Origin of the sequence: Caulobacter sp. Root343 (genome assembly GCF_001425745.1) — a bacterium.
Lineage (GTDB): Bacteria > Pseudomonadota > Alphaproteobacteria > Caulobacterales > Caulobacteraceae > Caulobacter.
Window position 1 is genome coordinate 386,099 of the sequence record NZ_LMDF01000005.1, and the last position, 20,122, is coordinate 406,220.

24 protein-coding genes and 3 pseudogenes are annotated in these 20,122 nt (G+C 69.0%); 12 read left to right on the forward strand and 15 right to left on the reverse strand.

Features of this window, described 5'->3' with window-relative positions:
* The 4 genes from ASC70_RS05830 to ASC70_RS24375 all read right to left on the reverse strand — a co-directional run bounded on the left by ASC70_RS05830 (position 1) and on the right by ASC70_RS24375 (position 3,619).
* Positions 1-1,641, reverse strand: a complete 1,641-nt coding sequence (locus ASC70_RS05830; RefSeq protein WP_056047428.1) for a type II and III secretion system protein family protein — start codon at positions 1,639-1,641, stop codon at positions 1-3.
* Between the two features lie 20 nt (positions 1,642-1,661).
* On the reverse strand, positions 1,662-2,561 hold the full coding sequence (gene cpaB, locus ASC70_RS05835) for a Flp pilus assembly protein CpaB (protein WP_047407673.1): 900 nt from the start codon (positions 2,559-2,561) through the stop codon (positions 1,662-1,664).
* 189 nt (positions 2,562-2,750) lie between these two features.
* On the reverse strand, positions 2,751-3,263 hold the full coding sequence (locus ASC70_RS05840) for a prepilin peptidase (protein WP_056047431.1): 513 nt from the start codon (positions 3,261-3,263) through the stop codon (positions 2,751-2,753).
* A gap of 179 nt (positions 3,264-3,442) precedes the next feature.
* Positions 3,443-3,619: a Flp family type IVb pilin gene (locus ASC70_RS24375; RefSeq protein WP_082009219.1), complete on the reverse strand. Its 177-nt coding sequence runs from the start codon at positions 3,617-3,619 to the stop codon at positions 3,443-3,445.
* Positions 3,620-3,937: 318 nt separating this feature from the next.
* On the opposite strand from ASC70_RS24375, the gene ASC70_RS05845 reads away from it, so the two are divergent.
* From ASC70_RS05845 to ASC70_RS05855, 3 genes are all read left to right on the forward strand, one after another.
* Positions 3,938-4,387, forward strand: coding sequence for a pilus assembly protein N-terminal domain-containing protein (locus tag ASC70_RS05845; RefSeq protein ID WP_056047434.1), 450 nt, complete (start codon positions 3,938-3,940; stop codon positions 4,385-4,387).
* Between the two features lie 123 nt (positions 4,388-4,510).
* The gene (locus tag ASC70_RS05850; RefSeq protein ID WP_056047437.1) at positions 4,511-5,062 is read left to right on the forward strand and encodes a TadE/TadG family type IV pilus assembly protein; all 552 of its coding nucleotides are present in this window, start codon (positions 4,511-4,513) and stop codon (positions 5,060-5,062) included.
* On the forward strand, positions 5,059-5,625 hold the full coding sequence (locus ASC70_RS05855) for a TadE/TadG family type IV pilus assembly protein (RefSeq protein ID WP_056047439.1): 567 nt from the start codon (positions 5,059-5,061) through the stop codon (positions 5,623-5,625). The genes ASC70_RS05850 and ASC70_RS05855 overlap by 4 nt, the downstream gene beginning before the upstream one ends.
* Before the next feature lie 13 nt (positions 5,626-5,638).
* Here the strand turns inward: ASC70_RS05855 and ASC70_RS05860 are convergent, their stop codons facing one another.
* The 4 genes and pseudogenes from ASC70_RS05860 to ASC70_RS05875 form a co-directional block, all read right to left on the reverse strand.
* On the reverse strand, positions 5,639-5,935 hold the full coding sequence (locus ASC70_RS05860; RefSeq protein ID WP_047407680.1) for a GIY-YIG nuclease family protein: 297 nt from the start codon (positions 5,933-5,935) through the stop codon (positions 5,639-5,641).
* Between the two features lie 207 nt (positions 5,936-6,142).
* Positions 6,143-6,898, reverse strand: coding sequence for an aminotransferase class IV (locus tag ASC70_RS05865; RefSeq protein WP_056047444.1), 756 nt, complete (start codon positions 6,896-6,898; stop codon positions 6,143-6,145).
* Positions 6,895-8,357 (reverse strand): annotated as a pseudogene (gene pabB, locus ASC70_RS05870) (aminodeoxychorismate synthase, component I). The gene ASC70_RS05865 and the pseudogene pabB overlap by 4 nt, the downstream one beginning before the upstream one ends.
* 26 nt (positions 8,358-8,383) lie before the next feature.
* Positions 8,384-9,826, reverse strand: coding sequence for an MFS transporter (locus tag ASC70_RS05875; protein ID WP_056047451.1), 1,443 nt, complete (start codon positions 9,824-9,826; stop codon positions 8,384-8,386).
* 185 nt (positions 9,827-10,011) lie between these two features.
* Here ASC70_RS05875 and ASC70_RS25915 point away from each other — a divergent pair.
* Positions 10,012-10,095: pseudogene (locus ASC70_RS25915) on the forward strand (hypothetical protein); the annotation flags it as partial.
* Here the strand turns inward: ASC70_RS25915 and ASC70_RS05880 are convergent.
* The gene (locus tag ASC70_RS05880; protein ID WP_056047454.1) at positions 10,093-10,866 is read right to left on the reverse strand and encodes a tyrosine-protein phosphatase; all 774 of its coding nucleotides are present in this window, start codon (positions 10,864-10,866) and stop codon (positions 10,093-10,095) included. The pseudogene ASC70_RS25915 and the gene ASC70_RS05880 sit on opposite strands and share 3 nt — an antisense overlap.
* A gap of 182 nt (positions 10,867-11,048) precedes the next feature.
* Positions 11,049-12,239: an acyltransferase family protein gene (locus ASC70_RS05885; RefSeq protein WP_369815105.1), complete on the reverse strand. Its 1,191-nt coding sequence runs from the start codon at positions 12,237-12,239 to the stop codon at positions 11,049-11,051.
* Between the two features lie 115 nt (positions 12,240-12,354).
* Between ASC70_RS05885 and ygiD the strand changes: the two genes are divergently transcribed.
* Complete coding sequence (gene ygiD, locus ASC70_RS05890) at positions 12,355-13,125, forward strand: 4,5-DOPA dioxygenase extradiol (RefSeq protein WP_056047461.1); 771 nt, start codon at positions 12,355-12,357, stop codon at positions 13,123-13,125.
* A gap of 308 nt (positions 13,126-13,433) precedes the next feature.
* Here the strand turns inward: ygiD and ASC70_RS05895 are convergent, their stop codons facing one another.
* A complete protein-coding gene (locus ASC70_RS05895) occupies positions 13,434-14,114 on the reverse strand; it encodes a DJ-1/PfpI family protein (RefSeq protein WP_056047463.1) in 681 nt (226 codons plus the stop codon).
* 96 nt (positions 14,115-14,210) lie between these two features.
* Between ASC70_RS05895 and ASC70_RS05900 the strand changes: the two genes are divergently transcribed.
* The 3 genes from ASC70_RS05900 (at position 14,211) to ASC70_RS05910 (ending at position 15,780) form a co-directional block, all read left to right on the forward strand.
* On the forward strand, positions 14,211-15,152 hold the full coding sequence (locus ASC70_RS05900; protein WP_056047465.1) for a GlxA family transcriptional regulator: 942 nt from the start codon (positions 14,211-14,213) through the stop codon (positions 15,150-15,152).
* Positions 15,153-15,238: 86 nt separating this feature from the next.
* A complete protein-coding gene (locus ASC70_RS05905) occupies positions 15,239-15,421 on the forward strand; it encodes a hypothetical protein (RefSeq protein ID WP_056047467.1) in 183 nt (60 codons plus the stop codon).
* A 92-nt stretch (positions 15,422-15,513) separates the two neighbouring features.
* Positions 15,514-15,780, forward strand: coding sequence for a hypothetical protein (locus ASC70_RS05910; RefSeq protein ID WP_052196757.1), 267 nt, complete (start codon positions 15,514-15,516; stop codon positions 15,778-15,780).
* Positions 15,781-15,899: 119 nt separating this feature from the next.
* On the opposite strand, the gene ASC70_RS05915 is transcribed toward ASC70_RS05910, so the two are convergent.
* A complete protein-coding gene (locus tag ASC70_RS05915; protein WP_056047470.1) occupies positions 15,900-16,079 on the reverse strand; it encodes a hypothetical protein in 180 nt (59 codons plus the stop codon).
* Between the two features lie 67 nt (positions 16,080-16,146).
* Complete coding sequence (locus ASC70_RS05920) at positions 16,147-16,512, reverse strand: VOC family protein (RefSeq protein ID WP_056047476.1); 366 nt, start codon at positions 16,510-16,512, stop codon at positions 16,147-16,149.
* Between the two features lie 50 nt (positions 16,513-16,562).
* Here ASC70_RS05920 and ASC70_RS05925 point away from each other — a divergent pair, with 50 nt between their 5' ends.
* Positions 16,563-16,913, forward strand: coding sequence for a DUF3147 family protein (locus ASC70_RS05925; RefSeq protein WP_056047478.1), 351 nt, complete (start codon positions 16,563-16,565; stop codon positions 16,911-16,913).
* Here ASC70_RS05925 and ASC70_RS05930 read toward each other — a convergent pair.
* Positions 16,910-17,464 (reverse strand): DUF1003 domain-containing protein, encoded by a 555-nt coding sequence (locus ASC70_RS05930; protein ID WP_056047481.1) that lies wholly within the window; start codon positions 17,462-17,464, stop codon positions 16,910-16,912. The two genes, ASC70_RS05925 and ASC70_RS05930, sit on opposite strands and share 4 nt — an antisense overlap.
* Before the next feature lie 167 nt (positions 17,465-17,631).
* On the opposite strand from ASC70_RS05930, the gene ASC70_RS05935 reads away from it, so the two are divergent.
* The 3 genes and pseudogenes from ASC70_RS05935 (at position 17,632) to ASC70_RS05940 (ending at position 18,846) form a co-directional block, all read left to right on the forward strand.
* Complete coding sequence (locus tag ASC70_RS05935) at positions 17,632-17,811, forward strand: YegP family protein (protein WP_047407703.1); 180 nt, start codon at positions 17,632-17,634, stop codon at positions 17,809-17,811.
* 90 nt (positions 17,812-17,901) lie between these two features.
* Positions 17,902-18,018 carry a hypothetical protein gene (locus ASC70_RS25920; protein WP_369815459.1) on the forward strand — a complete coding sequence of 39 codons (117 nt, stop codon included), beginning with the start codon at positions 17,902-17,904 and terminating at the stop codon, positions 18,016-18,018.
* Positions 18,015-18,846, forward strand: a pseudogene (locus ASC70_RS05940) (SDR family oxidoreductase). The gene ASC70_RS25920 and the pseudogene ASC70_RS05940 overlap by 4 nt, the downstream one beginning before the upstream one ends.
* Here the strand turns inward: ASC70_RS05940 and ASC70_RS05945 are convergent.
* Positions 18,806-19,987 carry a cell wall hydrolase gene (locus ASC70_RS05945; RefSeq protein ID WP_056047487.1) on the reverse strand — a complete coding sequence of 394 codons (1,182 nt, stop codon included), beginning with the start codon at positions 19,985-19,987 and terminating at the stop codon, positions 18,806-18,808. The pseudogene ASC70_RS05940 and the gene ASC70_RS05945 overlap by 41 nt on opposite strands.
* Between the last annotated feature and the right edge of the window lie 135 nt (positions 19,988-20,122).

The following is a 20,122-nucleotide window of genomic DNA, read 5'->3' on the forward strand; positions in this document are numbered from 1 at the left end:
CTACTCGATCACATAGCCGACGGGGCCCTGGTACGCGCGCCCCGCGTTGGCGCCGGCCGGCGCCTTGACCACCTTGTTGAGCCGGCCCAGCAGGACCGTGCTCATGTCGCTGGCGAAAACCAGGCCGTCGGCCGGGGTCTGCAGGTTCTGCGGACGGGTCGGGTCGACGATGTACGGGGTGACGATGATCACCAGCTCGGTCTGGCCGTTCAGGAAGTCGCGCGAGCGGAACAGTGAGCCCAGGATCGGCATCGAGGTCATGCCCGGCACCGAGTCGATGGTCTGCTTGGTTGTCTGCTGCAGCAGCCCGGCGATCATGAACGAGCCGCCGGACGGCAGCTCGACCGTGGTCTCGGCGCGGCGCACCGACAGGCCGGGGACGGTCAGGTTGGCCGCCGCCGAGCCCGAGGCGATCGTGAAGGCGCCCAGGCTGGACAGCTCGGAAACCTCGGTCGAGATCTTCAGCGAGATGCGGCCGCCCGACAGCACCACCGGGGTGTAGCCCAGGCCCACGCCGTAGGGTTTGAACTCGATCGAGATCTTGCCGCTGGTGTCGCTGCCGGTCGGGACCGGGAATTCCCCGCCGACCAGGAAGTGGCCGGCCTCACCCGAGACGGCCGCCAGGTTCGGTTCGGCCAGGGTGCGCACCAGGCCCACCCGCTCGAACGCCTGGATCATGCCCTTGGCCGAGTTCAGCCCGGCGCTGCCGGCGGTGTCACGGATCGTCGCGGTGTCGCCGTTGGCATAGACGCTGTTGTCCCGGACCACGCCGTAGCAGGTGCCCGTCACGCCGCCCGAGCAGGGGATGACCATGGTCGGCTGCTTGGTGGTGTCGGTCTGGTAGCCGCCGGTGACCCCGCCCAGCAGACTGCCGTTGACGCCGAACGTCGGCGACAGGCCGAACTTGTACTGGGTCTCGCCAAGCTGGCCGAGCACGGCGTTCAGGTCGACACCCAGTTGCTTGACCACGTTGCGCTGCACCTCGACGATGCGGACCTGCAGCATCACCTGGTCCTTGCCGGCGACGCTGAGCATGTTCAGGACGTTTTCCGGCTTGCCGACGAACTGCGCGGCGATGCGCGAGGCGGATTCGGATTCGGCGGCCGTGCGAACCAAGCCGGTCAGGATCACGCTGTCGCGGATCGGCTGCACCCGGATCTTGGCGTCGGGCAGCACCCGGCTCAGCGTGTCGGCCAGCTGGTCGACCGGCTGGGCGACACGGATGGCCAGCGACAGGATGCGGCGGCCGGTCGCGTCGAAGAAGGCCGCGTCGGTCGTGCCTTCGGTCAAGCCCACGACATAGATGCGGCGCTTGTCACGCAGCACGGCGTCGGCGATGGCCGGATTGGTGACCAGCAAGTCGCGGACGTCGGTCGGCAGCTCGATGATCGCCGACTTGCCCTTGGCCAGCTCGATCGTCGTGGCGGTCTGGTCGGCGGTCAGGACGATGCGGGTCACCTGGTCGGCGACCTGCGGCGCGAACGCCATCGGCGCGGGCGGCGGGGCCGGACGCGAGACGCGGGCGGCGGGGCGATAGACGTGCGAGCCCGCGACCGGACCGTCGGCGAAAGCCGGGGCGGTCGAGGAGAGGCCCAGCAGGGCGGCCATGTGGACCGTCAGGAGGCGGCGCTTGAAGGACATGTTGGCTTTCACCGGGCGGATCACGGGCGCACCGCCACGCTGGTGGTCGTCCCGCCGCGGTTGATGCGGACGGTGGAATCATTGACGGCGACCGGGCGGGTCATGCCCGAAGGACCGCCAAGGTCGGTATAGGCGCGAAGGGCCAGGGAGACCGAGCCCATCGCCTTGGCGCGGGCCAGGGCCTCGGCCTCGACCGGGCCGACCTCGAGGGTGGCCGTGGCCGCGACGATCGACTTGGCGTCCTTCTCGGCGGCCGTCGCCTGGTCGAGGGCCAGGACCCGGATGTTCTGCAGCACGGTTTCGGCGATCACCACCTTGCCGGTCGCGGAGCCGTTTTCGGTCGTGGCGTTGACCTGGCCTTCGCGGGTCATCAGCACGTCGACGCGGTCGCCCGGCAGGATGAAGCCGCCCACGGCGGTGTCGGAGGTGACCTGCACGGCCATCGCCCGCTTGCCCGGGGTCAGCACGACGGAAAGATAGCCGCCCTCGCCGCCACGGACGATCTTGCGAGGGGTGATCGGTTCGCCGGTCAGGATCGGGTCGCGAACGATCGCGCCGTCGACGACCTTGGCCGGATCGCCGCCGATCATCTGGTCGGCGGTGGCGGCGACGGCGGCCTTGGCGGCCTGAACCTTGCCGTCGGGCGCGGCCGGGGCCGCGCCGTTGGTGATGAAGGCGCCGTTGACGGCGTCGGACGGCCAGGCCTGCCAGGTCACGTCGGCGGCGACCAGACGCGTACCGATCGGCAGGTCGCGCTTGGCCACCAGGACCTGGGTCATCGGCTTGTTCGGCGTCGGTGCGGGCGCGGCCATGGCGGTCGGCGCGGCCGATTTGCCGCCCAACGCGCGCTGCAGGACCACGGCCAGGCCGATGGCCGACACGGCGGCGACAAGGACGATCAGGAGGCGAACAGGGCTCATGGCGCGGGCTAGGAACTCTCGGGTGAGCCGCGCGGTCGCCGTCCGGCGGGCACGCACGATTCGTCAGTCAGCCTTTCTGGCCACACTCCATGGTCGCCCGCGCATGGTTAACGCCCGCTAAAAGTTTTCAGCTTGGAACCGGGGCGCCGCGCGACAGGCTGTCGCGCCCTTTTCAGGGGAAATGGGGCCTTAGCCCAGGATTCCATGGGCCAAAGCGCCCTGCGGGAAAGCCGCCAGGGCCCCCACGGCGATGGCCACGCCATACGGCAGGTCGCCGCCTTCCGTACCCAATTTGCGTATCCAGGCCGGACCGCCCGCCAGGGCCGGCGCCAACCAGGCCGACCGCAGGGCCAGGATGGCCAAGGTCAAGGCGCCCCCAGCCAAGCCCGTGTACAGCATGAACGGCAGGACCGCCGGCCAGCCCAGCCACAGGGCGCAGACCGCGAACAGCTTGCCGTCGCCGCCGCCGATCCAGCCGGCCGCGAACATGCCCATGCCCAGCAGCAGTCCGCCGAGACCAGCGGCCAGGCACAGGCCGACCACGGGCAGCGGCGCGCCGACGGCCAGGGCGGCCGGAACGAACGCGGCGATCAGGGCCAGCGAGATCCAGTTGGGAATAGTGTAGCTGGTGAGATCCTTCAGCGCCCCGACGATGGCCAGGGCCGGAAAGACCAGCAGCAGCGAGATCTGGACGGCTTGCATGTCTTGCGCCTTTTCCGCGCCGGTTCTGAAGTCGCGTCATTCTGCGACGGACGGGTGAAGCAAACGTTTCCCGGAGATGCGCGCCGGGCCGGCTTTCTGGCCGCGACAAAGCGCGGCAAACAAAGAAAAAGGGCCGAGGCTGAGCCTCGACCCTTTTCTTTTCGAGCGAGCTGCGACGATTAGGTGCCGGCGTTGGCGACCTTGGTCGACACGACCGCGAACTTGCTGTTCAGCGTGGTGCCGAGCGTGGTGACGGCGGTCACGATGACGACGGCGATCAGGGCAGCGATCAGGCCGTACTCGATCGCCGTGGCGCCGGATTCGTCCTTCAGGAAGCGGGTGACAAACTTGGTCATGACTTGGTCTCCAAAAACCAGGGCTAGTTGATTTGAGGCTTTCAAGCCGTCTGACTTGCTCACCCCCGAAAACACGATCAATTTCGCCGACTGCACTTAATGGCCAGTAAACAGCGAATAGCTTCCGCGAATTTTCTTTTGGTTTATTTGCGTTTACTATTATTTGTTCTTAACCATGGCCACCGCCGCCCTCCGCAAACCCCTTTGAATCCAAGACTTTCTCAAGCGACGCTTGGCCGCATACAGTCGCGCTTTAGTCTTTTGTTGACCAAAGAAAGTGATACTGGCGCACGTTCGGATCCGGGATCGGAAACCTTCATGCGCCGCCTTTCGCTCGCCATCACCGCCGCCTTGACCCTTTCGGGGGTCTCCGCGAGCGCTCAGACCGCCGCCCAGACCACCGCCATGACGGGCGCGCTTCCGATTAGGAACGCGCCGGCGACCACGCCGACCGATCTGCCGGTGGCCGCGGGCCAGGCCTCGTACGTCAACCTGAGCGGCGCGGTGCGCGATGTCGTGGTCGGCGACCCGACCATCGCCGACGTCAGCGTCGTCAACGACCGCACCCTCGTCGTCCTGGGCAAGCGCCCGGGCGTCACCAGCCTGCTGGCCTTCGGCGCCGGCGGCCGCGCCCTCGCCGATCGCCAGGTCGTCGTCTCCGAGAACGGCGGCGGCGGGGTCACCGTCTATCGTGGCGCGACCGCCAGCAACTACGCCTGCGCCGCCCAATGCACGCGCCTGGGCGCGGCGGGCGCCACGACGCCGTAGCGCCTCACGTACGCGCGACATACGCGCGGGAGCGCCTCAACGCGCGAGCGCGCCCTAACCAGTGGTTAGGATCGTTCGGCTAGGCTGTCCGCCGATCCTCGGGATCATGGGAACGCCCGCCGCATGGCTCACAGCTTCATCCTCGACCGCGCCCGACGTCGGCTGGCCCGCCTGGCCGGCCGTTTCGCGCGCGCCGAGCGCGGCGCCACGGCCGTCGAATTCGCCCTCGTCGCCCTGCCGTTCCTGGTCCTGGTCTTCGCCCTGCTCGAACTGGGCCTGGTGATCCTGGTGTCCCTGGGCCTGGAGAACGCGGTCATCGACGCGGGCCGCACCATCCGCACCGGCCAGGTCCAGACCACCGGCGGCACGGCCGCCACCTTCAAGACCGCCGTCTGCGACAAGATGAGCTGGATCGGCCCCACCTGCTCCAGCGCGCTGCAGGTCGACGTACGCACCTTCAGCGACTTCGCCGCCACCAGCACCTCGGCGTCGAACACCACCGTCCCCACCTCGATGACCTGGAACCCGGGCGTGTCCGGTTCGATCGTTCTGGTCCGCGCCTACTACACCTGGCCGCTGATCACGCCGCTGCTTCAGACGGGCCTGCAGAGCGCGAACGGCAAGCGGATCATCTACGCCGCCACCGCCTTCACCAACGAGCCGTACGAAGAATGAGCCGCCGTCGCCCCCCTCCTTTTGGCGTTTGGGCTGGCTTCTGGCGCGATCGCCGCGGCGTCTCGGCCGTGGAGTTCGCCCTGATCGCCCCGGTGCTGATCATCATGTACTGCGGCATGGCAGAGCTGACCCAGGCGATGATGGCCCAGCGGCGCCTGTCGAACATCGCCTCGTCGATCGGCGACCTGGTGGCCCAGAGCAACCAGACCGGACCGCTCAAGACGGCCGATATCTTCACCATCGGCAACACCATCATGGCGCCGTTCTCGACCACGACCTTGAAGATGTGCGTCGCCAGCGTCTCCTCGGACGCCACGGGCAAGGACACCGTGGTCTGGTCCAAGCCCTCGACCACCATGACCACCTGCCCCGCGGCCGGCGCCGTGCTGACCGACGTGCCCGTCGGCGTGCTGCCCGCCAGCAAGACGGTGATCCTGGCCCGGGCCAGCTATGTCTACACCTCGCCGATCCAGCTGGTGATGCCGACAAGCCTAACCTTCTCGCGCACCTACTACCTGCGCCCGCGCAAGACCGACTCCGTGCTGTGGTCGCCGACGAGCTGAGGGGTTAGGACTCTCAGGTCAGCCCTGGATAGAGATCGTCCCAATAGGGATTTTCGCGTTCGATCAGGTTGATCTTCCACTGCCGAGGCCAGCGCTTGAGGCTCCGCTCGCGCTGGAACGCCGCCACCATATCCTCGTGAGGCTCGTACCAGACCAAGCGTTTCAAGCGGTACTTTTTGGTGAAGCCTCTGATCAGCCCCTCACGGTGCTCCCAGATCCTGCGGTTCAGATAGCCGGTCGCGCCGATGTACAGCGTACCGAGCCGCTGGTTGGCCATGATGTAGACGGCGATGTAGCGCTCTTCCCGCATGGGGAGAGAGTTTCAGACCTACACAACTTTAGCAATATTAACATTGCCTTCCTCGCCCTTGTGGCGAGGACCCATGGCGGAGCCAGCCGGTGATTTTCAAGGAAGCCGCATCTGTTGGGCCAGGCTCCATCTATTCAACGCAAACGGAACGCTGGGTCCTAGGCACGAGGCCTAGGAAGGCGAACTCTTTGGGCTTTTGGAGAAAGCTCAGCTTGCCAATAAGGCCCGCAATCTCTCTGCCATCGGATGCTCCTCGAACATCCGCCCCCCCAACCAAGAGACCGGCCGCGCGCCGATCAGGCTGTTGGTCAGAAAGATCGCGTCGGCCCGCTCCAGGGCCTCGAGCTCCACGGCGACCTCCTCGACCGGCCGCAGCGCCATCAGGCGCGCGCGGGTGATCCCCGCCAGCACGCCGCAGTCGAGCCGCGGGGTGAACAGCCGCTCGCCTTCGATCCAGAACAAATTGGCCGCGCCCGCGCCGGCGACCTCGCCGCGATTGTTCAGCATCACCGCCTCGTCGGCGCCGGCCGCCCGCGCCTCGGCCCGAGCCAGGACGTTGTCGAGGTAGGATAGGGTCTTCAGCCGCGCGGCCGGCGAGCCCTCGTTGCGGCGGGTGTCGGCGACGATCAGGACAGCCGGGGTAGCGGGCGGAGCGGTCGGGGCGGCCGTGGCGAACAGGCGCGGGACCGGCGCGGCGGGACGGTCCAGGCCGCGCCCGCCCGAACCGGCGGTCAGGGTCAGGCGGACGGCGAACCGGCCTTCGGCGGGAACGGCCGCGCGACACACACGCTCGGCCTCGCCTCGCTCGAACGGCAGGTTCAGCACCGCGCAGCCGGAAGCCATCCGGTCGAGGTGGGCCGGCAGATGCGGCAACGCGCCGTCGATGGCCAGCATCGTCTCGAACAGGCCGTCGCCGAGCAGCAGGCCCCGATCATCTAGAGGAATGCCATCATGCGGGATCATTCGACCGCCTCCGTCAGGGCCCGCTGCAGCGCCGCGATCTTGGCCTCGGTCTCCAGCCGCTCGGCGCGCGGATCGCTGTCGGCGACGATCCCCGCCCCGGCCCGGGCCTCCAGCTTCCAGCCTTCTTCGTCCGCGACCAGGCCGACGGTTCGGATCAGCACGCTCGAGTCGAACGCCCCGTCGAAGCCCGCCCAGAACAGCGAGCCGCAATAGGGTCCGCGCGGCGGCTCCAGGCCGGCGATCACCTTCATGGCCTGGACCTTGGGCGCACCGGTGATCGAGCCCGGCGGGAAGCTGGCCCGCAGCAGATCGGCGACGCCCCTTCCCTCCGCCAGGCGCGCGGTCACGGTCGAGACCAAGTGGTGGACATTGGCGAAGCTCTCGACCTTGAACAGCTCGGGGACCCGCACGCTGCCGGGCGGCGACACCCGGGCCAAGTCGTTGCGCATCAGATCGACGATCATCAGGTTCTCGGCCCGATCCTTGTCGCTAGCCAGCAGCTCGGCGGCGAGCCGCGCATCTTCCCGCGCGTCCACGCCTCGAGGACGCGTGCCCTTGATCGGCCGGGTCTCTATGGCCCCCGCCGGGTCGAGCTTCAGGAACCGTTCGGGCGAGTTGGAGACCACCGCCCGGCCCGGCAGGCGCAGATAGGCCGAGAACGGCGCCGGACTCTGGCCGCGCAGACGGACGAACAGGTCGAACGGGTCGGCGTCGGGCGTCAGGCGGCCGGTCCAGGCGCGGGCGATATTGGCCTGGAAGATCTCGCCGCCCACGATGCGCTCCACCACCTGGGCCACCGAGGCCTCGTAGGCGGCGGCGTCGCTGGCGGCGAGGTTGGCGCACAGCGGGCCGGCCGGCGACGGGCGCTGGGCCGTAGGCGTGTCGAGCCAGGCAAGGGCGTCGCGGACCCGCGCGGCCGCCTCGGCTTCGGTGTCGCCGCGTCCGATCGCCAGCACCTGGCGGCCGTGGTGGTCGAAGGCCAGCAGGGCCGGATAGCGGGCGCAGGCCAGGTCCGGCCAGTCGGTGCGGCCCAGGCCCAGGGCCTCGACCCGGTCGCCCAGCTCATAGGCGGCCAGGCCCACGACACCGCCCTGGAACGGCGGCCCTTCGGGATCGCTGGGCGCCGGCGGGCCGACCAGCCGGGCCAGGGTCGCGAACGGATCGGCGGCGTCGGCGGCGGACAGGCTGAAGGTCTCGTCAGGCGCGCGCAGCAGGTACGACCACCGCCCCGCGCCGCCCGTGATCAGCGCGCAGGCGTACGGCTCGTCCCGGAAAGGCGCCAAGGCCCAGACCGGCTCGCGCCAGGGGGCGGTGAGGATGGCGACGCGGCGCATGGGGTGGGTTGATAGCGATATGAGGTGGCGTACGCCAGGACTCGCCCCCTCCGCGCCTTCGGCGCTCCTCCCCCGGAGGGGGAAGAAGGAGGATCACCTTCCGCCCGCCTTTGGGGGCGGACGATCGCGAAGCGATCAGGTGGGGGGAGTCTTAAGCCTCCCGCTCCCCGCCCTTCACCGTGAACAGCGCCACCAGCCCCAGCGCCAGCAGACCCGCGATCGGGATGAAGCCGGCGACCTGGCTGGCGAACACCTTGGTCGTCACGGCCACCAGCAGCGAGCCCAGCCACATGGTCGCCGTGCCCGACAGCGAGAACAGGCCGAAGAAGGCCGCCATCCGGTCCGGCGGGGCCAGGCGCACCAGCAGGGTGCGGCTCGAGGCGTACTGGGCGGTGACGAACACCGCGATCAGCAGGCCCATGGAGAGATAGACGATCTCCGGCAGGGTGCGGAACAGCGGGCCGTTCCAGATCGCCGGATGCGTCGCCGCGTCCCAGGTCCAGAAGAACAGGATCTTCTCGCGGCCCATGCCCAGCATGCACAGCAGCACCAGGATGCAGACGCCGACCTCGACCTGGACGGCGCGCTTGGGGCCCAGAGTCCGGTCCAGCGTCGGCGCGATCAGCCCGCCCAACACGGCGAAGATCGACAGCGAGATGCCATAGGCCAGCATCTCCAGCTCGCCCCATTTCATCAGCCCGGCCGCGAACAGGCCGCCGAAGATCAGCAGCGCCGTCATGCCGTCGCAATACAGCATCCGCGCGCCCAGGAACTTGGCGACGTCGGCGTGTCCCTTGAGATTGCCGAAGGTGTCGGCGATCAGCTTCAGCCCTAGCTTGGCCGAAGCCAGCAGCGAGACGCCGGTGCGCGGGGCGTCGCGGGTCCACAGGAAGAACGGGATCGCGCCCAGCAGCATGACCACGGCCGACAGCGGACCGACGACGCGGCTGGGCTCGTATGCGGTCTGGCTGAGGCCGAACAGCGGGGCGGACGGGACGAACGACCACGGCACGACGCCGGGCAGCACGAAGGCCCACATGACGAAGATCAGCAGCGACACCGACAGGCCGTTGGCCGTCGCGTAGCCCAGGCCTGACAGCACCGGCTCCTGGCCCTTCTCCGCTGCCCGGGCCAGCAGCGAGTTGTTGAGCACGTCGCCGCAATTGTAGGCCACGCCCAGCGCGATCAGCGCCGCCCCGACCAGGCTGACCGGGAGGCCGCCCGGCTTGGCCAGCCACAGCAGGCACAGCAGCGGGACCATGATCGCCAGGACCAGGGCCATCAGCGGCTTGCGCGGCCCGTACCGCTCGATCGAGGCGCCCAGGATCGGGGCCAGCAAGGCGGTCAGCAGGCCGTAGACGGTGGAGATGTCGGCGACGGCCGCCTGGCCCCTGACCGGATCCCCGACCAGCACCCGCGAGAAATACGGCGCGAAGACGTAGATGGTGACCAGGATGACGTAGGGGTCGCGGGCGCCTTGGTGCAGGATCCAGCTGAGCGCGCTCCTGGAGAGCTTCTTTTGGGGCGCTGGAACGAGGACATCGTCCGCCACCACTTCACTCAAGCCCGGAGGCGTGCCCGCCAACTCGCTCATGCCACACCCTGATGACGCTCGGCCGTCTGACGCGACCGTTGGACGAGGCTGGACCTTAAACGGGCGTTTGTCACCTTACGGATTCTGTCATCCCTCTCCCCTTGCGGGAGAGGGTGGCCGCCGAAGGCGGTCGGGTGAGGGGTCGATAAATCTGTCGGCGTGGCGCCCAGCATCGGCCGCCGGCCGCGGCGGTCCTCGTCTTCAACCCCTCACCCGACCCGCTTCGCGGGCCACCCTCTCCCGCAAGGGGAGAGGGAGTTCGAGCGCTAAAGAAGTATCCGCGCCCGCACCTGCTCGCGCGTCGCCGCGTCCAGGCCCACCGCCGTCTCAAGATACCCGTCCAGGGACCCGAACTGATCCTTCATCGCGTCGAACGCCGCCGCCAGGTAGCGCGCCTCGACGCCCATGGCCGCGCGCATGGCGGCCTCGGTCGGGCGGCGGCCGGTGACCTCTTCGATATGGTCCATGAAGGTCGCGCCGCGGCGCTCGAAGCGGCCGGGGTCGTTGGTCAGCAGGTAGTCGTCGATGACGTCGTCGTCGGCGACGCCGGCGATGTGATGGGTCAGGGCGGCCAGGATGCCGGTGCGGTCCTTGCCCGCCGCGCAGTGGATCAGCACCGCGCCCTCGCCCTTGGCCACCGCCTGGAAGTAGCGGCTGAACAGGTCGATGTGCCGCTCCTTGAACGGCGCGCGGCGGTAGTAGGCGTCCATGTAGTCGTGGAACGACCTGACCGAGAGGTCCGAGCTCTTCAGGAAGGTGTGCCAGGGATCCTCGCCGGCCATCCCCAGGTCGTTGTCGATCACCTGGGCGGCGAAGCCCGTCCAGCGCCGCGACGGCGAACGCTCGCGCTCGTTGGGTCGGCGCAGGTCGACCAGGGTGACGATGCCCAGGGCGGCCAGGATCTCGAGGTCGGCGTCGGTCGCCTCGGCCTGGTGGGCGGCCCGGAACAGCACCCCCTTCTTCAGCCGTCCCGCCCCGGCGGCGTAGTCGCCGAAATCGCGGAAGTTCTCGACGCCTTGCAGGGGAATGTGTCGGGTCATGGCGGGGACTTAGCGCTCCTCGGCGACGAAGAAAATCCATAAACCCGATCTCCCCGGCGAAGGCCGGGGCCCCGATCCATCCGGAGCGGCTTGAGTGTTCGCGCCTGCTGCACTCACCAGATCGCCTACGTTCGTGGGTTCGATCTGGGCCCCGGCCTTCGCCGGGGAAATCGGATTGAAGGTTACCGCCGCAACAGCGGCTGGATGCGATCCTGGATCGGCTGGTCGATGAAGGTGTGGAACAGCCACGCCGCCCCGTAAGCGATCGGGAAGCCGGCCAGCCACATCAGCCATTGCCAGCCGATGCCGATCGGCACGGTCTCGATCAGCTTGTGGACGGCGCTCCAGTAGATCACCCCGACGAAGATGTGGGTGATGAACAGGGCGAACGACAGCTTGGCGCCCTCCTCGATCCACGGGCGCGGGTTCTTGACCGGCAGCCGGCCGGCGCCCAGCACGATCATGGCGATGGCCAGCAGCGACGGGGCGTCGAACAGCCCCGGGTCTGGCAGGGCGTAGCGGTCCAGCGGCTGGGTGATCACCAGCAGGGCGACGCCGCCCCACAGCAGGATCTTGGCCATCTTCTCCGACGGCCAGCGCATGTCGACGGCCCGCGCCAGGCAGACGCCCAGCACGAACAGCGGCAGGGCCCGGACGACGCCGTATTGGAATTGCAGATCGGGCAGCGGATGCAGGAACACCTTGCGGGCGATGACCTCGAACACGCCCAGGATCACGGCGGCGCCGATCGGCAGGACCCAGGCGTGGCGCACCTTGCTGACCGCGCGCCAGAAGGTCGGGAACAGGGCGTAGCAGACGATCAGGGCCGACAGCGACCAGCTGGGCAGGTTCCAGCCGTCGCTGGGGAAGCCCCAGGCGTGGATCAGCAGGGCCTGGGTCACCAGCTGGTCCCAGGCGAAACGGCTGGGCTTGTGGGCGTCGGTGCCGACGGTGTTCAGCAGCCAGACGAGCACGGCCAGCATGGCCAGCACCACCAGGTGGCCCGGCCAGATCCGCGCCGCGCGACGGGCCCAGAAGCGCGGCGTGCTCAGCCGGCCGCTCAGGGTCGAGGCGCCATAGGCCCGGCCCAGCACATAGCCCGACAGCATCAGGAAGAAGTCCGTCGCCAGGAAGCCGCGCGAGAACACCTGGGCGAAGCGCTCGATCCGCATCGGGCTCTCGGCCCCGTAGTGGTAGACGACGATCAGCAGCGAGGCCAGGAAGCGCAGGAAGTCCAGGGCGCCGCCGCGCACGGCTTCCTTGCCGGGACGGAAGCCGACGGCTTCCGAAGCGGGCGGCTCCTGGGAGGGGTCCAGCAGCTCGGCCGAGACAGGAGTCTCGCCCGGCGGAATCTGGGGAAGCGGGACGGTCACGGCGGGCGGCATACCAAAGCCGCCGCCCCCCGAAAAGCCGTCACCGGAGCATCGTCTTGCGGTATGGCGTCGCGGCCACTATCTGTAACTTACACTGTTTCCAATAGGATCCGCCATGTCTCGCATGCCCGTCCTGTTCCTCGGCCACGGCTCGCCGATGAACGCCATCGAGGACAACGCCTGGAGCCGCGACTGGGCGCGCCTGGGCCGGGACCTGCCGCGCCCGAAGGCGGTGCTGATGGTCAGCGCCCATTGGGAGACGCGCGGCGCCTCGGCCGTGAGCGCCTCGGCCGCGCCGGAGACCATCCACGATTTCGGCGGTTTCCCGCAGGCGCTGTTCGACGTCCAGTATCGCGCGCCGGGCGATCCGGCCTTGGCGGCGCGGGTCGCCGAGCTGCTGTCGCCCGATCCCGTGGTCCAGCATCCGACCCGCGGCCTGGACCACGGGGCCTGGGGCGTGCTGCGGCCGATGTATCCGGAGGCCGACGTGCCGGTCGTGCAGCTCAGCCTCGATCGCGGACGCCCGGACCGCTGGCACTACGAGGCCGGTCGGCGCCTCGCCGCCCTGCGCGACGAGGGCGTGCTGATCATCGGCAGCGGCGACATCGTCCACAATCTGCGCGCCGCCGACTTCCGCCGGCCCGAAGCGCCGGACTGGGCCGACCGCTTCAACGAGACCGCCAAGCGCCTGATCCTGGCCGGCGACCACGACCCGCTGATCGACTGGCGGAGCCTGGGCCCCGACGCCGAGATCTCGATCAACAGCGCCGAGCACTACCTGCCGCTGCTCTATGTGCTTGGGGCGCAGGAGCCTGGAGAGAGCGTGAGCTTCTTCACCGACGACGTATTCGCGGCGATCTCGATGACGGGGGTGAAGGTGGGGTAGATCTCTCCTCCCCATTAGGGGGAGGTGGATCGCCGCGAATACGCGGCGAGACGGAGGGGGTCCGCGAAGCGGTGGTGCGTTGGCCATCGCCCAGGGCCCCTCCACCGCCGTTCGGCGGTCCCCCTCCCCTAGAGGGGGAGGAAAGATCACTTCCTCTCTCCTCCCCATTAGGGGGAGGTGGATCGATGCGAATACGCATCGAGACGGAGGGGGTCCGCGAAGCGGTGTTGCGTCCGCCACCTCACAGGGCCCCTCCACCGGCGTTCGGCGGTCCCCCTCCCCCAGAGGGGGAGGAGAGCTGGACTAGATCACACCGCCTCCGCCGCCTTCTTCGCCGCCGCCACCCGCTCGTCCATCCCCTTGCCGTACAGCGCCGACACCCGTCGCAGCACCGCCTCGGGCGCCGTCTCGGGCCGGCCGGCGTCGAACGGCGGGGCCGGGGCGTACTCGACCGCCAGCTGGATGCTCTGGGCCATGTCGTCGCCGGCCAGTTCGGCGACCATGGTCAGGGCGAAGTCGATGCCGGCCGTCACCCCGCCGCCGGTGATGTAGCGGCCGTCCCGCGCCACCCGCGACGGATCGGGAATCGCGCCGAACAGCGCCAGCTGATCGCGCCAGGCCCAGTGGCAGGCCGCCCGCTTGCCCTTCAACAGCCCCGCCGCGCCCAGCACCAGCGAGCCGGTGCAGACCGAGCAGACGTACTTCGCCTCGTCGGCCAGCCGGCGGATCTCGGCGATGAAGTCCATGTCGCCCATCGCCGCCGTCGTCCCGAAGCCGCCCGGCACGATCAGCACGTCGCAGTGGTCGATCTCCGACAACTTGGGCAGGTGCGCGAAGACCAGGCCGTCGGCCTCGATCTCGCCGCCGAGCAGGCTGGCCACCGTCACCTTGGCGCCAGGCAGGCGGCACAGGATCTGGTGGGGGCCGGTGAAGTCCAGGTGGGTCACGCCGGGGAACAGGGCGATGACGATCTGAAGGGGCTGGCTCATGAGAAGGTCTCCGTCACGATTGACTTGCGGAACATGGTTCAGCTAGCGTCTGGCGGAAATGACATAGATCCCACGGTTTCAGCCAAGGCTTCAGCCATGCCTCGCCCGATCGGCTTCCTGGTCTATCCGGGCTTCCAGCTGCTGGACGCCACCGGTCCCATCTCGGCGTTCGAGATCGCCGGCCGCCTCGCGCCCGGGGCCTACAGTCTGCATTTCCTGTCGCTGCGCGGCGGCCTGACGCCCAGCTCGTCCGGCGTCGTGATCCAGACCACCGCCCTGGCCGACGCGCCAAGGCTCGACACCCTGCTGGTCTCGGGCGGCGACGGGGTGAAGGTTCCGGCCACCTGCGCCGAGACCCTGGCCTTCGTCCGCGCCGCCGGCCGCGACGCCCGCCGTGTGGCCTCCGTCTGTTCAGGAACCTACATCCTGGCCGAGGCCGGCCTGCTGGACGGCAAGCGCGCCACCACCCACTGGAGCCGGACCCAGGACTTCCAGCGCCGCTATCCGGGCATCCGGCTCGAGCCCGACCGCATCTGGATCCAGGACGGCGCGGTCTGGAGCTCGGCCGGCATCACCGCCGGCATCGACCTCGCTTTGGCCCTGATCGGCGCCGACGAGGGCGAGGCCGTGGCCCGCCGCACGGCCCAGCAGCTGGTCGTCTACCACCAGCGCCCCGGCGGCCAATCGCAGTTCTCGGCCCTGATCGACCTGCGCCCCGGCCGCTTCGACGCCCTGCTGTCCTGGGCCCGCCAGAACCTGGCCGAGGCGCTGAGCGTCGAGCAGCTGGCCGACCGCGCGGCGATGAGCCCGCGCAACTTCGCCCGCCTGTTCGCCCAGGAGACCGGCGTCACCCCGGCCAAGGCCGTCGAGCGCCTGCGCGTCGAGGCCGCCCGCGCCCTGCTGGACAGCGCGCCCCTGCAAGTCGAGGACGTGGCCCTGGAGACCGGCTTCGGCGACGCCGAGCGGATGCGCCGCGCCTTCATCCGCGCGTTCGGCCAGCCGCCCCAGGCGTTGCGGCGGGCGGCGAAGGTCGGCTGAACCTTTCAAGCCCGACATTGGCGCGCAACATCGCGCGGCGATCGTCTCCGGGGTCGGGGACTTTCACCTTCCGCTTGGAGCACTCCATGTCCGTTACGAAGATGCTAGGCGCCTCGGCCCTGGTCGCCGCCGCCCTGACCCTGGCCGTCCCGACCCTGGCCAGCGCCGACACCCATCACCACCGCCAGCCGCACAAGGTGAAGGTCTGCAAGTGGGAGCGCCACCACGGCAAGAGGATCAAGGCCTGCCACTGGGTGGCGCGCCGCTAGACATAGCGGGAGCGTACGTCTCGGACATAGTTTGGCGCCAATCCGCTAGGATCGTGGTCGCGATCGAGGGACATCGATCCTTGGAGGACATCATGTCCGTCATGAAACTGCTGGGGGTTTCGGCCCTGGCGGCGGCCGCCGTGGTCGCCAGCGTTCCCACCGTCGCCGGCGCCCACGACCGGTACGATCGTTACGAGCGCTCTGACCGTTACGATCGCCATGACCGGTACGATCGCGGCGGCTACGACCGGGCCCGCTACGACCGCGGTCGCCACCACCGCGCCCACAAGGTGAAGGTTTGCCACCGCGAGTGGCGGCATCATCACCGCGAGCGGGTCTGCTACTGGACCTGGCGGTAGTCCGTTAAAGCTGTCATCCTGGACAAGCGCGCAGCGCGCCGATCCGGGACCGCCGGAAGCGCCGAGCTTGCCGCGGTCCCGGCTCTCCGCTGCGCTACGGCCGGGATGACATCGTCGTTTCAGTCCGGCGGGACCTGGGTTTTGTTCAAGGCCTCCTCGACCCGATGGCCGGCGGCCGTGCCGGCGGCGTCGTCGGCGGCGATGTCGCCCTGGTCCTTCAGGTCGGTATTGGCCTTGGTGACGGCCTCTTCGGCTTGCTGCTCGAGCGACTTCTCGGGTGTCGCGTTGATGGTCGGCATCGGAACGCTCCTGCGTGGGGTTCCGGCTTAACCCGCCTCGCCCGCGCCTGTTCCCCCACGCCTGTTCCTAAGGTCGAGGCGTCATCAGCTCGATGCGGTTGCCAAACGGATCGTCGGCATAGACCCGGTCCCAGCCCTCCAGCGGCTCGTCCTCGACCACCCGGACGCCGGCCGCCTTCAGCCGTTCGGTCAGGGCCAGCACATCGTCGACCACCAGGGCCGGATGGGCCTTTCGCGCCGGGCGGAAATCGGCCTCGACACCCAGATGGATCTTCACCGGCCCGTCCTCGAACCAGCAGCCGCCGCGCGCCGCCAGATGCGGCGGCTTGGCCTTTTCCGCGATCCCCAGCAGGTCACGATAGAAGGCCCGCGCCCGGACCTCCTCGCCCGCCGGCATCGCCAGCTGCACGTGCTCGATCGCCAGGATGGTCATCAACGCCTCCCGTACTTGGCCCGGACGCCGGATCGGTCCAGGCTGGCGGCATGCTCTATCTCGTCGTCAAGGCCGCCGTCTCGGGCGTCATCGTCGCCGCCGTGTCGGAGATTTCCAAGCGCTATCCGGGCCTGGGCGGGCTAGTGGCGTCGCTGCCGCTAGTCTCGGTGCTGGGCATGATCTGGCTGTGGCGCGACACCCACGACCCGGCCCGCATGGCCGCCCACGCCAGCGGCACCTTCTGGTTCGTGCTGCCTTCGCTGCCGATGTTCCTGCTGATCCCGGCCTTGCTGAAGCGCGGCGCGCCGTTCTGGGCCGCCCTGGTCGCCGGCTGCGCCCTGACCATGGCCCTGTACGCGGCGATGGTCTGGGCGGGGCCGAGGCTGGGACTGAAGCTCTAGCTCCGCTCCGCCCGCAGCCGCGCCACCTCGTCTTGCAGGTCCGACAGCCGGGTGGCGTGCTCGCGGCACAGGACCATCAGCTCGTCGCTGCGCAGGGCGTCCAGCTTGTCGATCACCCGCATGATCTCCAGCTCGGCCCGCAGGTTGACGGCGTAGTCGTGTTCGGCGGTCAGGCGATCCTTCTTGGCCTGGCGGTTCTGGCTCATCATGATCACCGGCGCCTGGATCGCCGCCAGGGTCGACAGCAGCAGGTTGAGGAAGATGAACGGATAGGGGTCGAAGGCCAGGTTGAAGGGCCGCAAGACCAGGTTGGTCCCCATCCACAGCACCAGGGCCAGGCCGAACCCGCCGATAAAGCCCCACGAACCGCCGACCGCCGCCACCTTGTCGGCCAGGCGGGTCCAGTAGGTGTTCTCTTCTTCCGCGTCGGGCTCCTCGGACGGCTCCTGGGTCAGGATCTGGTCGATGACCCGCTTCTGCACGTCGGTCAGCGCGTCATAGGGCTGGTTGAGCAGCTCGCGGGAGAGCTGATCGAGATGTTCCTGGGTCATGGCGCTCTTTGAGGGACTCTTGGGGGGACTCGCGGCGACGGGAGGGCCGATCATCGGCGCGCACGGTCTAACGTGACAAGGCCGCGGTTGACAGGACGCTGTCGGGAAGGCGACGCTTCTCGCCATCGGGTGGGGCCGATCACCTTCACGCTTCAAGGAGAGTTCCGATGGCCCATAAGTTCGTGATCAAGAAAGACAAGGCGGGCGAGTTCCGTGTCAACTTCGCCTACAACGGCGAGACCATCTTCTCGACGGAGGGCTATTCGTCGAAGGCCTCGGCCAAGAACGCCATCGAGTCGATCATCAAGAACGGCCCGACCGCCGAAATCGACGACCAGACGGATTAGGACGCGAGGTTCTACTTCTCCTCCCCATTAGGGGGAGGTGGCGCGGCGCGAATACGCGCCGTGACGGAGGGGGTCGCGAAGCGGTGGTGCGTGGGCAGCCACACAGGGCCCCTCCACCGGCGTTCGCCGGTCCCCCTCCCCCAAAGGGGGAGGAGAGAGCAGAACCAATACCTTGACCCTCCCCGCTCCCGAGTCTCTGATCATTGATAACAATGATACGGGAGGGGACCGCCAATGGCCGCCGAGGGCCGCAAGAGCATCTTCATCACCGGGGCGGCCAGCGGCATCGGCCTGGCCTGCGCCGAGCGGTTCGCCGGCGCGGGCTGGTTCGTGGGCCTCTCCGACATCGACAAGGTCGGCTTGCAGACCGCCCACGCGGCGATCGGGACCGCCAATGGCTCGGTCCACGCGCTGGACGTCCGCGACCGCGAGGCCTGGGCCAACGCGCTCGGCGACTTTGGCCAGCACACCGGCGGCAAGGCGGACCTGCTGCTGAACAACGCCGGCGTCGCCCGGTTCGGGGTGCTGGAGGACCTGTCGGACGCCGACTGCGACATCCAGATCGACATCAACCTCAAGGGCGTGATCAACGGCGCCCGCGCCGGCCTGCCACTCCTGAAGGCGGCCGGCGGGCGGCTGGTCAACATCGCCTCGTGCGCGGGGCTATACGGTTCGCCGAAGCTGGCGGTCTATTCGGCCACCAAGTTCGCGGTGCGCGGCCTCTCCGAGGCGCTGGACGTCGAATACGCCCGGCACGGGGTCAGCGTCGCCTGCGTGATGCCGTGGTTCATCGAGACGCCGATCCTGAACGCCGGCGCCTCAGGCACGAACGAGCACATGGCCGACGCCCTGCGCACGGCCGGGCTCGAAGTCTATCCGGTCGAGGACGCCGCCCAGGTGGTCTGGGAGGCGGCGCACGGCAAGGCGCTGCACTATTTCGTGGGCAAGCGGGCGAAGCAGATGCGCTTCGCCAGCAGTCACATGCCCAATGTCGTCAGGAAGCAGCTCCGCTCCCGGCCCCTACTGTCGTCTTGAGGCCTTCCAGCGGCTGACGGTCGGACGACACCGGGATCGCCTTGGCGGCGGCCGGCTTGTCGGTCGCTTGCGAAGGCGTCTTGGCGGCCGTGGCGATCGGGGCCGAGGCCGGTTCGGTCACCGGGCCAACCGGGCCGCCCATGCCGGGCGACGTCATGCCCATTTGCGACGCCGGCTCGAGACGACCCAGCGCGCTGGCGGCGTAGACCACCGGCGGCTTGCCATCGGCGGTCAGGCTGGCGATCTCGGACGGCGCGATGTCGTCGACGGTCGGCAGACGCGACGGCGTGAAGCTGGACGCGCCGCCACGGCCGAAGCGATAGAAGATGTGCATGCCCACCTGGGCGACGCGCAGCAGGCGCGGGCCCCAGCCGGGCGAGACGTTGATCGTGTGGAAGTGCGTGGCCGAGCCGACTTCGCTGGACATCGTGCCGGCCAAGGTGCGCGAGGCGACCTTGCGGGCCCGGGCCCAGGCGCCGAGGTCGCGGGCGCGGCGCATCGAGCCGTCGCAGGCGAAGCTGAACTGGCAGCCGGTGCGGTGATAGGCGCCCTGGAACACGACGCCGCAGATCGACTTCGGGAAGGCCGGGTGGCGCACGCGGTTGATCACCACCTGGGCCACGGCCGCCTGGCCGCTGGGGGTCTCGCCGCGGGCTTCGTAATAGACGGCGTCGGCCAGGCATTCGAGCTCGCGCGAGCTTTCCAGCGCATTGCTCAGTTGGAACGGGCCTGCTCCGCCGACGTTGAATCCGGAACCGAAGCTGGCCCGGAGCATCAGCGGGCCGCTGCGGCCGCTCTGTCCGGGAAGCAGATTCGCCGCGCCGGCGCCTTCGAGGCGGGCGGCCAGCATTTGCGACTGGTGGTCGCGCTGGTCCAAGGCGGCGAATAGATAAGGGTCATGACGCTTGGCCACGGCGAGCGCGCCGGGGTCCATACGCGTAGCCGCGCTGACCATGGCGGCGTCGGAGAAACTCCCCGAGGCTCCGTCGGCCAAGCGGGCGACGCGGGCATGGGTGGAGGCGGATTGCGCCAGGCCACCCAAAAGGTAAACGCCGCCCAGAGCCAGACCCGTGATGGATCCGACCAATACGGCGCCGACCAGCCCGCGCGCATCCGCGCGCGTCTGCGACTTGATATACAAAACTCGTGTCCTGCGCGGCGAGGGCGTACCGCCCCCCGACAAAAAACGCCTCGAAATCCCCGGTAAAAGCACTGGCGGGGAGCCCTTCGAAGCGGGGGATCGGCCGTATCACGACGTGGCCAAGATCCCGCTTGT